Here is a 14,067-nt window from a genome sequence, read left to right as displayed (position 1 = left end):
TCGAACAATGCCTCGCAGGTGCCCGACAGGCCACCTGCGAGGCATTGTTCGAGCGTGGAGAAGCCGACGAGTTCAAACACCCTGATGCGCTATGTTTCCACTGCGCTCGCCGCCTTGCCCGAACGGGCTGTCCGACGTCGCCCGGGAGTACCCACTCGGGGAGCCGCCTATCCCGCCGGCGCGGGGCGCTCTGGCGCGAGGGAAAAGGCGCGGCTATTGTTTATCAACAACGAGGTAAACATCTCCGCCGCGCTCCGCTTCGCGTGCGGGACGCCTGCCGACTTATTCTCCGACAGGCAGTCACTGCTGGCTCCGCGCTATCCTCCACAAACGGAATGGACGGGGGCCGGCACTTCACCCTCCGCCTCGCACAGCCCCGCATCCCAAGGCCGGCGGCCGTTCATCCCCCATCACCCAAAACGGGCCTCTGCGGCACGCTTCGATCCGTCATCTTCTTGCAACAAAGCCCGCCGAGGCGTCGTAAACCTCGGACGACCGACTTGCCAAGAGGGCATCATCCGCGCGCTTCCGCACCGGACGCGTGGGGGCCGCGATGCTCACGCCGACCAGGATCACACACCCACGGGCCTGGAGTCGGCCCGCCGGCAGCCCCGTCCGCACAGCGGCCAAGCATCCCGTCCGGGCTGTGCCATTCGAGCCGCACGGCCGCCCGGATCCTCCGAGTTCACTATCGATACAGGTGGGCGCAGCACACCCGGAACGCTCCACGCTTGGATTCCATCTTGGTTACTGACCAGTTAACTCCGGTCCTCTTGGTTACCGGACAGTTAAGGCTGGTCTTCAATATGGCCGAAATCAGCCCTGCGTTGTGCGCCGACGACGGCCGAACTCATTGGTAACCATGATCGGCGACGGGGACCGCATCACCGTACAAGTGGTCTGTGAAGCGGCCGAGTCAGGCACTGCCACCCCCGCAATTCGCCCCGAACAGCAGCAGACCCGGCTCGGCGCCCTTGCGAAGTTCCCAGCCACGGAGAAATCGCCGCGAGGTTGCTAGGAGATTTCGCACACCCGTCTTGACTACCTCTTAGCCTCGCACCGATTACCCTATCGCCGAGTGGGTGACCGAATGCGGCCGTTAGCTTCTTGATGTTACCGAATACGGTCGCTAGCTTCTTAATATTGACGACTGGGTTCCGCTTCTGGCTGCCGGAAACCGATGAGCTTCACGATCAAAAGGTGTCAACAGGGGGGGAAAGTAAGCTGTGTTGAAGGAACGGGACAAGATACTCGAACAGCTCGATGCCCTACTGATCCGGTCCACGCGGGGCAGGGGGGCCATCGCCGCGATCAGCGGTTCGACCGCGATCGGCAAGACCACGACACTCAACGCCCTGGCCGAACGGGCGACTTCGGCCGGAATCACGGTGCTCAGCGTGGTGAGTTCGCCGCACGAGCGCGAGGTTCCCTACAGCGCCCTCGCCCAGCTGCTGCATTCGATCGAAGCCCAGTGCACCACCGCCGACGTTCCGCGCGCCGGGGGCGCCGGGACCGTCCATGACGGCAGGCAGGCGGACGAGGCCTCCGCCCTTGCCCCGCCGTCGGCCCAGGACGACCCGATGGCAGTCGCACGGCGGACCTACCAGATCATCGCCGAGCTGACCGCCCTGCGGCCTCTGCTGATCACGGTGGACGACATCCAGCACACCGACACGGCCACCCTCACGTGCCTGCGCTACCTGGCGCAGCGTCTGACCCAGCTCTCACTCGCGCTGGTGTTCACGCACGGGATCTCCGTCGACGAGCAGTCGGCCAGTGTCCTGGACGACCTCCTCTACCGCACGAGCGCGCGCCACTTCCACCTGGAGCCGCTCTCGCGGGTGGACATCATGGGGCTGGCCGCGAGCCGGCTCCCGGTCCTCCCGTCGGACCGGCTCATCGTCGAGATCCACCGGCTGAGCGGGGGCAATCCGCTGCTCGCCCAGGCGCTCATCGAGGAGCACAGGCTGCGTCTCGCGTCCGATTCCGTCGCGGGGCCGATGCCGCCGCAGAGCGACGGCATCGGCCGCCAGTCGACCACCGAGGGCGGGGCGTCGATCGGCCCCGCCTTCTACCAGGCCGTCCTCGCCTACCTGCACCGGCTCGGCCCGCGCGCGGTCCGTCTCGCCCGGTGCGTCGCCCTCCTGGACGAGGCGACGACTCCCCTTCTGCTGAGCCGGCTGAGCGGTATCGACACGGAACTGTCGAAACGTTACTTACGGTTGTTCACCGGCCTGGGCGTGCTGGAGGGCGCGCGGCTGCGGCACGCGGGCGTACGGCAGGCCGTACTGGGTGAGATGCCTTACGGCGAGGCGACCCAGCAGCGCTACCGCGCCGCTCGCCTCCTGAACGAGGGGGGAGCGCCGCCGCAAGCCGTCGCCATGCATCTGCTCGGCGTCGGTCCGCTGCACGACGGATGGGTGCTGCCCGTACTCCAGGAGGCCGCGGCCCACGCCATGGAGGACGGTGACGTACCGCAGGGCATCCGTTATCTGGAGCTGGCCTGCGAATGCTCCCTGGACGAGGGACAGCGGCTCTCGACGAAGTCGCTGTACGCCTTCGGCCAGTGGCAGCTCAGACCCGCCGAGTCCGCCCCGCACTTCCGCGCGCTCAAGGGCCCCATCCTTGAGGGGAAGCTCACCGGCACCGACGCCCTGTGGGTCGCCGAGGGCATGCTCTTCCACCTCGACTTCGACGAGGCCGTCGAGGTTGTCGACCATGTCAACAGCGGCGAGGCGGACGTGTCCACCGCGCTGCACAGCACCCGGATGCTCATGGCCGCGGAGGTCCCGGGCCTGCTCGAACGGCTGGAGCACCCGCTGCCGGCCACAACCGCGCCGGCCACGTCCCATTCGGAGTTGAGAGCCCGTCACGCCCTCGCCCTCATCCTTGAGAACGGAGCGGACAAGTACGCCATCGCCCTGGCCGACCAGGTGTTCCAGGGCAGCCAGAACTGGCCGACGTCGAAGCTCAGCGGCCTGCCGAAGGCGCTGCTGGCCCTGTGCTACGCCGATCAACTCGACACCGCCGCCGCGTGGTACGACCTGCTCGCGACCGAGGTGGAACGACACGACGCCCCTGGCTGGTGGGCCCAGATCGAAAGCGTCGGCGCGCTCCTGGCGCTGCGGCGCGGGCGGCTGGCGGACGCCGTACGCCAGGCGGAGACGGCCCACGCCCGGCTGTCCGGGCCGAGGTGGAACGTCAGCAGCGCGCTCGCGCTGACCGTGCTCGTCGAGGCCCACACCGCCATGGGCAACCATCAGACCGCGGCCAAGTATCTGGAGACGTCCGAGCCGCCGCCCGCGCTGTTCCTCACCCGCGCGGGGCTGCACTACCTGTACGCGCGCGGCCGTCATCACCTCGCGACCGGCAACACCTACCTGGCTCTGTCCGATTTCCAGGAGTGCGGCACGCTGATGCGTCGCTGGAACATCGACACACCCTCCCTGGCGCCCTGGCGGCTGGGAGAGGCGGAGGTGTGGCTGCGCCTGGGCGACCAGAAACAGGCGGCCCGGCTCGTCGAGAAGCAGCTGACCAACTCGGACTCCGGGCTCACCCGGTCGCGCGGGATGACCCTGCACGCCCTGGCCCTGGTCCAGACAACCGCCAAGCAGCCCCCGATCCTGCGGGACGCGTTCCGACTGCTGGAGGCCGCGGGCGCGCGTTACGAGGCTGCCCGCGTCCTGGCCGATCTCAGCCGCGCCTACCAGCAGTTGGGCGACAAACAGGCCCGGCCGACCGCACGGCGGGCCTGGCGGCTCGCCAAGAGCTGCCAGGCGGAGTCCCTCTGCCAGGCTCTGCTCCCGACATCCATACCCCAGAACATGGACACGAAGCCGCCCGAGGGGCCCTGCGGCGCCGACCGCCCGGGCCAGGACAGCTTCGGCACACTCAGTGAATCCGAACGGCGCGTCGCCACACTGGCTGCCCAGGGGTACGCCAACCGTGAGATCGCCGAGAGGCTGTTCATCACGGTCAGCACCGTGGAGCAGCATCTGACCCGCGTCTACCGCAAGATGGGCATCAGGAACCGCGAGCAGCTCCTGCAGAGGGCCCACGCGGTCAGCTACGAGTCCGTCTGATCCGTTCGACTCCCACCCCGTAAGCGCCCTGTTCCGCCTGCCCGTCGACCGACGGGCAGGCGGACTTCTCTTTGATCGCGGGGCCGCGGCGGTGCGGTGCGGTGCGGTCACCAGGGGTACCCCTGACAAAGCGCGCACGGGAGGCGGTCGCCGGTCGAGCGTGTGCTTTCCGGTCGCCCGGTGGCCGGCCTCGGCGCGACCGGCGAACCACCCGTCACCCGCGTCAGCAACCCTCCGAGCCGATACACCTAGGGGGCTCTACGGGTAGCTGGGGGTGAGCGGCGGAGATGATGATCGTTCCCTCAAGACGAACGCCTGCCCGGCGTTTTCGAAGCACGCGATGAGGGAGGCACTCGCCATCATGTCGAGTGATCTTGTTCACGGCACGGACGCAATCGCAATCACCGGCATGTCATGCCGCCTCCCCCAGGCACCCGACGCCAACTCCTTCTGGGAGTTGCTGCGGTCGGGCCGTAGTGCGATCACCGAGGTGCCGCCGGACCGCTGGGACCCGGACGAGGTGCTGCCGGACTCACCGGAGCGGCACCGCGCGGCGCTGCGCCACGGCGGGTTCCTCGACCGAGTGGACCAGTTCGACGCGGCCTTCTTCGGGATCTCGCCGCGCGAGGCCGTGGCGATCGACCCGCAGCAGCGGCTCTTCGCCGAGCTGGCCTGGGAGGCCCTGGAGGACGCGGGAATCGTCCCCGAGACGCTGCGGTCCACCGCGACCGCCGTCATCGTGGGAGCGATCGCCGGGGACTACGCGGCGCTGGCCCACCGCGGCGGTGCGATCACACAGCACTCGCTGCCGGGGCTGAACCGCGGTGTCATCGCCAACCGGGTGTCCTACGCGCTGGGCCTCAACGGCCCGAGCATGGCGGTCGACTCGGCGCAGTCGTCGTCGCTCGTGGCGGTGCACCTGGCCGTGGAGAGTCTGCGCAAGGGTGAGTGCACCCTGGCCCTGGCGGGCGGTGTGGCGCTCAACTTCGCGCCCGAGAGCGCCGAAGTCGCCGGAATGTTCGGCGGGTTGTCGCCGGACGGACGCTGCTTCACCTTCGACGCGCGGGCCAACGGCTACGTGCGCGGTGAGGGCGGCGGCGTCGTCGTACTGAAGCCGCTGGCACACGCGGTGCGCGACGGCGACACGGTGTACGGGGTCATCCGTGGCACCGCGGTCAACAACGACGGCTCCACCGACGGGCTCACGGTGCCCAGCGCCGAGGCCCAGGCGACCGTGCTGCGCCAGGCGTGCGAGGACGCCGGCGTGGACCCGTCCGAGGTCCGTTACGTGGAACTCCACGGCACGGGCACTCCGACGGGCGATCCGCTGGAGGCGGCGGGTGTGGGCGCCGCGTACGGCAGCGCGCGCCCTGCCGGCTCACCGGTACTCGTCGGCTCGGCCAAGACCAACGTCGGGCACCTGGAGGGCGCGGCGGGCATCGTCGGGCTGATCAAGACGGCGCTGAGCATCCGGCACCGGGAGATCCCGGCCAGCCTCAACTACGAGACGCCCAACCCGCGGATCGACCCCGATGCGCTGAATCTGCGCGTCCAGACCGCGTCCGGCCCGTGGCCGGACGCGCCGCTGCTGGCCGGGGTCAGCTCCTTCGGTGTGGGCGGAACGAACTGCCATGTCGTACTGGCCGAGGCGCCTGAGCCAGCCGCGTCCGAGGAGGACGCGCCGCGGGGCGCGGAGCCGGAGATCCCGCTGGCCCCGTGGCTGGTGTCCGGGCGTACCGAGGCGGCTCTGCGCGCCCAGGCCGGGCGGCTGCTGGAGCGGCGGACGGCGGACGCCGACGCGTTCGACATCGGCCGCTCGCTCGCGGGCACCCGTACCCACTTCGAGCACCGCGCCGTCGCGCTCGGGCTCGGACACGACGCGCAGCTTGAGGCGTTGCGGTCCGGCGCCGACGTACCGGGGCTCGTCACGGGCGTCACGGGCGACCGCGGGAAGATCGCGCTGGTGTTCCCGGGGCAGGGCTCGCAGTGGGAGGGCATGGCGCGCGAGTTGATGCGCACGTCGGCGGTCTTCCGCGCGTCGATCGAGGCGTGCCACGAAGCCCTCGCGCCGTACGTCGACTGGTCGCTGCTGGACACGCTCACCGATGAGTCCGGCGCGACGTCCCTGGACCGCGCGGACGTCGTCCAGCCCGTGCTGTTCGCGGTGATGGTCTCGCTCGCCAGGGTGTGGGAGTCGCTGGGTGTACGGCCCGACGCGGTCGTCGGGCACTCGCAGGGCGAGATCGCGGCGGCGCACATCGCGGGAGCGCTCGACCTGGCGGACGCCGCCAGGATCGTGGCCCTGCGCAGCCAGACGATCATGACGCTGGCGGGTACGGGCGCGATGGCGTCGGTGCCGCTGGCGGCCGACCGGGTCGCCGAGTACATCACCCCCTTCGGCGACGGGCTGAGCATCGCCGTCGTCAACGGGCCCGGCACCACGGTGGTGGCCGGAACCCCCGAGGCGATCGCCGAGCTGCTGACCCGCTGCGAGAGCGACGGGATCCGCGCGAAGGCCGTCTCCGGCGTGGACTTCGCCTCCCACTCGCCGCACATGGACGCCATCAAGGACCGGCTGCTGGAGCAGTTCGCCGGAGTGACGCCGCGTTCGTGCGACATCGCCTTCTACTCGACGGTCACCGCGGGCGCCGTCGACACGGCGGGACTCGACGCCGACTACTGGTTCTCCAACCTCCGTCGGCCCGTTCTCTTCGAGAAGACCCTCCAGGCCATGGCCGAGGACGGGTTCGGCACGTTCGTGGAGTCGAGTCCGCATCCCGTCCTCACGGTCGGACTGCGCGCGACGCTGCCGGACGCGCTGGTCGCGGACTCGCTGCGCCGCAACGAGGCCGCGTGGCCGCAGCTGCTGACGTCCCTGGCGGAGCTGCACGTGTCCGGTCTGCCCGTGGACTGGTCGGCCGTCTTCGCCGGGCGCGCGCCCGGTCGTGTGGCACTGCCCACGTACGCCTTCCAGCGCGAGCGCTACTGGCCCGAGGTCTCGACCGCGTTCGAGCCCGGGACGCGCGGCGCCGTCCAGCACCAGGAAGCCGTGCGCGAGGAGACCCCCGCGGCGAGCGACTCCTGGTCGGATCGGCTCGCCGGACTGCCGGCGGACGAGCGCTCCCGTGAGGCGCTGGAGCTGGTGCGGCTGCGCACGGCGATCGTGCTCGGTCATCTGAGCACGGACACGGTCGATGTCGGCCAGGCGTTCCGCGAGCTGGGCATGGACTCCACGATGGCCGTCCAGCTCCGTCAGAATCTCGTGGACATCACCGGGCTGGCGCTGCCGGAGACCGTCGTCTTCGACTACGCGAGCCCGTCCCGGCTGGCCGGGCGGCTCTGCGAACTGGCCCTGGGCGAGGACCTGTCGTCGGCCGCGTCCGCGCTGTCGCGGTCGGCGTCGGTGCTGGACGCCGACGATCCGATCGTGATCGTCGGCATGGCCTGCCGTTACCCCGGCGGCGCCGGCACCCCGGACGAGCTGTGGCAGCTCGTCGACGACGGTGTGAGCGCGATCTCGGGCTTCCCCACCGATCGCGGGTGGGACCTGGACGCCCTGTACGACCCCGAGCCCGGGGTGCGCGGCAAGACCTACACACGGCACGGCGGGTTCCTCGACGAGGCCGCCGAGTTCGACACCGAGTTCTTCGGGATCAGCCCGCGCGAGGCCACCGCGATGGACCCGCAGCAGCGGCTGCTCCTCCAGGTCACCTGGGAGGCGCTGGAACGCGCCGGGATCGATCCGGACGGCCTCCAGGGCAGCAGCACCGGTGTGTTCGTGGGCGCGATGTCGCAGGAGTACGGCCCCCGGCTGCACGAGGGCGACGACGGACTGGGCGGCTATCTGCTCACCGGCACCACCGCGAGTGTCGTCTCCGGGCGGATCTCGTACACCTTCGGTCTCGAGGGCCCGGCGGTCACCGTCGACACGGCGTGCTCGTCGTCGCTCGTCGCGATGCACCAGGCGGCGCAGGCGCTGCGCGTCGGGGAGTGCTCGCTGGCCCTGGCGGGCGGCGTCGCGGTCATGGCGACGCCCGGCATGTTCGTGGAGTTCGGACAGCAGCGTGGTCTGGCTCCCGACGGCCGGTGCAAGTCGTTCGCCGGTGCGGCGGACGGCACGATCTGGGCCGAGGGGGCGGGCATGGTCCTCCTGGAGCGTCTGTCGGACGCCAAGGCCAACGGACACACGGTCCTGGCCGTGATCCGCGGCTCCGCGGTCAACCAGGACGGCGCCAGCAACGGACTGACCGCTCCGAACGGCCCGTCCCAGCAGCGGGTCATCACCGCCGCTCTGGCCGGCGCGGGCCTCACCCCCGACCAGGTCGACGCCGTCGAGGCACACGGCACCGGAACCCCGTTGGGCGACCCGATCGAGGCCCAGGCCCTGCTGGCCACCTACGGCCAGAACCGTGAAGAGCCGCTGTGGCTCGGGTCGTTGAAGTCGAACATCGGCCACACGCAGGCCGCCGCCGGTATCGGCGGGGTCATCAAGATGATCCAGGCCATGCGCCACGGCACTCTCCCCCGGACGCTCAACGTCGACGAGCCGAGTCCGCACATCGACTGGGACTCGGGCAACGTACGGCTGCTGACGGAGGCCCGTGCCTGGCCGGAGACCGGCCACCCGCGCCGTGCGGCGGTCTCCTCCTTCGGTATCAGCGGCACCAACGCCCACCTCATCATCGAGCAGGCCCCCGCGACACCGGAGCCCGCCGAGGACGACCACGAGCAGGACGCGCCGGCGACGGCCGTCGTCCCGTGGGTCCTGTCCGCCAAGAGCGCCCCCGCGCTCCGCGACCAGGCCCGGCGCCTCCTCGACCATGTCATCGCGCGTCCCGGGGTCCACCCGGCGCACATCGGCCAGGCTCTGACCGCCACCCGCGCACGGTTCCAGCACCGCGCGGTGGTGGTGGGGGCCGGCCGTGACGAGCTGCTGGCGGGTCTTCAGGCGCTCAGCAACGACGAGTCCTCCCGCGCGGTCGTCACCGGTACGGCACGGGAGGGCACCACCGCCTTCCTGTTCACGGGACAGGGTGCGCAGCGGGCCGGCATGGGCCGCGAGCTGTACGACACGTACCCGGTCTTCCGCGACACCTTCGACGAGGTGTGCGCCACCCTCGACCGGCATCTGAACGCCGAACAGGCGGTCAAGGACGTCGTCTTCTCCGACGACGCGACCCTGCTCAACCAGACCCGGTACACCCAGGCCGCGCTCTTCGCGATCGAGACCTCCCTCTACCGGCTGGTCGAGTCCTTCGGGATCACCCCGCAGCATCTGACCGGCCACTCGATCGGTGAGATCACCGCCGCCCATGTCGCGGGCATCTTCACGCTGAACGACGCCTGCCGGCTGGTCGCCGCGCGCGGCTCACTGATGCAGGCCCTGCCCGCCAACGGCGCGATGATCTCCCTGCGCGCCACCGAGGAGCAGATCCTCCCGCTCCTCGAAGGCCACGAGCACCACGTCAGTATCGCGGCGGTCAACGGACCCAACTCCCTGGTCATCTCGGGCGACGAGGAAGCCACCACCGCCATCGCCGCCGCTCTCGCGGAGACAGGTGTCAAGACGCGGCGGCTGACGGTCTCCCACGCGTTCCACTCGCCCCACATGGACCCCATGCTGGACGAGTTCGAACTCGTGGCGGCGGACCTCACGTACCACGCCCCGACCATCCCGATCGTGTCCAACGTCACCGGGCAGCTCGCGGACCACCGCATCACCACCCCTCAGTACTGGGTCCAGCACGTCCGGGACGCCGTACGGTTCGCCGACACCATCACCACGCTCGACGGGCTCGGCACCCGGCACTACCTGGAACTCGGACCGGACCCCGTTCTCACGACTCTCGTCAACGAGACGCTCGGCGCCGGCCGGGGCACCGCCCCCTCCGCCGTTCTGCGCAAGGGGCACCCGGAGGCCACCACCCTCCTCACGGCGCTCGCCACCGCGCACACCGCCGGCGCCGCCGTGAACCTCGGCGCCCATCTGCCGGCCGCACACACCCACCCCGACCTGCCCACGTACCCCTTCCAGCGCCAGCGTTACTGGCACGCGGCCACCACCGCCACGGGTGACGTGTCGTCGGCCGGGCTGACCGCCACGGGACACCCGGTGCTGACCACGGCCGCCGAGCTTCCCGATCCGGGCGGGCTGCTGCTGACCGGCCGGGTGAACGCGGCGTCGCCCGCCTGGGCGGCGGACCACGCCGTCTTCGGCACCCCGGTCATGCCGGGCGTGGCGTTCGTCGACATGCTGCTGCACGCCGCGGCGCTGGTCGGGCGTCCTCGTATCGAGGAACTCACCCACCATGTCTTCCTGGCCCTGCCGGAACACGGCGCCCTCCAGCTGAGGGTGGTCGTCCGTCCGGCGGACGACTCCGGGCGCCGGTCCTTCGCCGTCCACTCGCGGCCCGAGGACGCCCCGCTGGGCGCCGACTGGACCTGCCACGCCACCGGTGCGCTGGGCGTCGCCCCGGCCGTACCGCCGGCCCTTCCGCCCGTGGACGCGGCGTGGCCCCCGGCCTCCGCCGCGGTCCTCGACACCGACGGCTTCTACCGGCGGATCGCCGAGGCCGGGTTCGGCTACGGGCCGGTGTTCCAGGGGCTCTCCGCCGCCTGGGAGGACGGAGACACGCTGTACGCCGAGGTCGCCCTGCCCGCGGGGACCTCCCCGGGCTCGTACGGCGTCCACCCCGGCCTGCTCGACTCCGCGCTGCACCCGATCGCCCTGGCCTCGACCGGCGCCGGGACGGACGGCACACTCCATGTGCCGTTCTCCTGGAGCGGTGTGACGCTCCACGCGTCCGGCGCGCACACCCTGCGGGTCCGGCTCGTGCGCTCCACGCCGGAGACGGTCGCGCTGACCGTCACGGACCCGTCCGGCGCGCCGGTGCTGAGCGTCGACTCCCTCGCCATGCGGGGGGTCCGTGCCGAGCAGCTCGAAGCCGCCAGGCCCGACCGCGACGGTGCGCTGCACGAGGTCGCCTGGCGCGCGGTGCCCGCGCCGCCACGCGCCAACTCGCGCCCCGACGGCGTCGGCTGGGCCGTGGTGGGAGACACCCGTGACCCGCGAGTCGCCGCAGTGCTGGCATCGGTCGGTGCTGCCGCCGAGTCGTACCCGGACGCCGAAGCGCTGCGCGCCTCGTTGCGGGCCGGCGCGGTCCGGGCCTCGACGATCGTCGCCCGCTTCGCCACCGGGACCGCCGAAGACGGCGCCGACCCGGTCGCGGCGGCACACACCGGGACACGCCACGCCATGCACCTGCTCCAGGCCGTCCTGGCCGACGGGGCACCGGACACCCGGCTGGTGATCCTCACCGAGAACGCGAGACACACCGGAACCGGCGACGCGGCGGCCGACATGGCCGGTGCGGCGGTCTGGGGCCTGATCCGTTCGGCCCAGTCCGAGCACCCGGACCGGTTCACGCTCCTCGACGTCGACGGCTCGCGGGCCTCCGACGAGGCCGTCGTCGCGGCGCTCTCCGTCGGTGAGCCCCAACTGGCCGTACGCGAAGGCCGGTTGTTCGTTCCCCGCCTCGCCCGTCTGACCCCGGGCGCGATTCCGGCCACGTTCGACGCGCGGCGTACGGTGCTCATCACCGGCGGCACCGGCGCGCTGGGCTCGATTCTCGCGCGCCACCTGGTCACCCGGCACGGCGTCAGGAAGCTGCTGCTGACCAGCAGGAGCGGTCGTACGGCGGACAGCACCGTCGTCGCGGAACTCGCCGGACTCGGCGCCGAGGTCACCGTCGCGGCCTGCGACGTCACCGACCGGCTGTCGCTGGAGACCCTGCTCGCGGGCCTGCCGACGGAGCATCCGCTCGGCGCGGTCGTGCACTGCGCGGGCGTCCTGGACGACGGTGTGGTCACGGAGCTGACCGAGGACCGGCTGGACGCGGTGCTCCGCCCGAAGGTGGACGGCGCGTGGAACCTGCACCAGGTGACCCGTGACATGGGCCTGGACCTGGACGCCTTCGTGCTGTTCTCGTCCGTGGTCGGTGTCCTCGGCTCGCCCGGACAGGCCAACTACGCCGCCGCCAACTCCTTCCTCGACGAACTCGCCGAGCACCGCCGTACGGCCGGGCTCCCCGCCAAGTCCCTCGCCTGGGGACTGTGGGAGAGCGGCATGGCCGGCACCCTCGACGAGCAGGACCGGGCGCGGATGAGCCGCGGCGGTCTGTCGCCGATGCCCACCGAGCGGGCCCTCGCGCTCTTCGACTCGGCACTCGCGACGGCGCGGGCGGTTCTCGTACCCGCCGGGGTCGATGTCTCCCACGCGCGCACGCAACGGGCGTCGATGCTCTCCCCTGTGCTCGCCGAACTGCTCCCGGCCCAGGCGGCGCCCGCCGAACGCGGCAATGAAGCGGTCGACGAGTCCTCGCTGCGCCAGCAGTTGGCCCTCCTGCCCGAGCCCGAACAGCGCGAACTCCTCCTGGAGGTCCTGCGCAAGCATGTCGCGGCGGTTCTGGGCCACAGCTCTCCGCTCGTCATCGACCCCGAGAGCTCGTTCAAGGACCTCGGTTTCGACTCGCTCGCCGGCATCGAACTCCTCATGGTGCTGGGCGAGTCCATGGGGCTGCACCTGCCGTCCACGATGCTGTTCGACCACCCGACGCCCGAGTTGCTGATCACCCACCTCAGGGACGAACTGGTCGACGACGAGGCCGTACCGGTCATCGCCGCTGACACCGCGGCCGTCGCCGTGGCACCGCGCGACGACGACGAACCCATCGCCGTGATCGGCATGGGGTGCCGCTACCCGGGTGGCGCCACCACGCCGGACGAGCTGTGGCGACTGGTCACCGAGGGGGTGGACGCCATCGGCTCCTTCCCCACCAACCGCGGCTGGGATCTGGAGGAGCTGTTCGATCCCGACCCCGACATGCGCGGGAAGACCTATGCGCGCAAGGGCGGGTTCCTCTACGACGCCGACCGTTTCGACCCCGAGTTCTTCGGCATCAGCCCTCGCGAGGCCCTGGCGCTCGACCCGCAGCAGCGGCTCCTCCTGGAGACCACCTGGGAGACGTTCGAGAACGCGGGCATCCGCCCCGACACCCTGCGCGGCAAGCCCGTCGGCGTCTTCGCCGGCGTCGTCACCCAGGAGTACGGCTCCCTCGTCCACCGGGGCACCGAGCCGGTCGACGGCTTCCTGCTGACGGGTACGACGGCGAGTGTCGCCTCCGGGCGACTGGCCTACACGCTGGGTCTTGAGGGACCGGCGGTCACCGTCGACACCGCGTGCTCCTCCTCGCTGGTCGCGATGCACCTGGCCTGCCAGTCGCTGCGGAACAACGAGTCCACGATGGCCCTGGCCGGCGGCGCCACGGTGATGGCCAACCCTGGAATGTTCCTGGAGTTCAGCCGCCAGCGCGGTCTGGCTCCCGACGGCCGGTGCAAGTCGTTCGCCGGTGGCGCCGACGGCACGATCTGGGCCGAGGGCGCGGGGATGGTCCTCCTGGAGCGTCTGTCGGACGCCAAGGCCAACGGACACACCGTTCTCGCCGTGATCCGCGGCTCGGCCGTCAACCAGGACGGCGCCAGCAACGGCCTCACCGCTCCGAACGGCCCGTCGCAGCAGCGGGTCATCACCGCCGCTCTGGCCGGCGCGGGCCTCACCCCCGACCAGGTCGACGCCGTCGAAGGACACGGCACCGGAACCCCGTTGGGTGACCCGATCGAGGCCCAGGCGCTCCTGGCGACGTACGGCCAGGGCCGTGCGGCCGACCAGCCGCTGTGGCTCGGGTCGTTCAAGTCGAACATCGGCCACGCGCAGGCCGCCGCCGGTATCGGCGGAGTCATCAAGATGATCCAGGCCATGCGCCACGGCACTCTCCCCCGGACCCTGCACGTCGACGAGCCCAGCCCGCACATCAACTGGGACTCCGGCAACGTACGGCTCCTCACCGAGGAGCGCGCCTGGCCCGAGACCGACCACCCGCGCCGCTCCGCCGTCTCCTCCTTCGGCATCAGCGGCACCAACGCCCAC

The 14,067-nt window shown here is 71.1% G+C and carries 2 protein-coding genes; both read left to right on the top strand.

Features of this window, described 5'->3' with window-relative positions:
- Positions 1 to 1,226: 1,226 nt before the first annotated feature.
- Entirely contained in the window at positions 1,227 to 4,082 is a 2,856-nt protein-coding gene (locus BHU15_RS32230; protein ID WP_247748811.1) for a helix-turn-helix transcriptional regulator, read from the top strand.
- A 340-nt stretch (positions 4,083 to 4,422) separates the two neighbouring features.
- A partial coding sequence (locus BHU15_RS41690; protein ID WP_069630367.1) for a type I polyketide synthase occupies positions 4,423 to 14,067 on the top strand: 9,645 nt, incomplete at its 3' end.

It is taken from the genome of Streptomyces niveus (genome assembly GCF_001723055.1).
Taxonomy (GTDB): Bacteria; Actinomycetota; Actinomycetes; order Streptomycetales; family Streptomycetaceae; genus Streptomyces; species Streptomyces niveus.
This window is presented reverse-complemented; position numbering and strand designations above follow the sequence as displayed.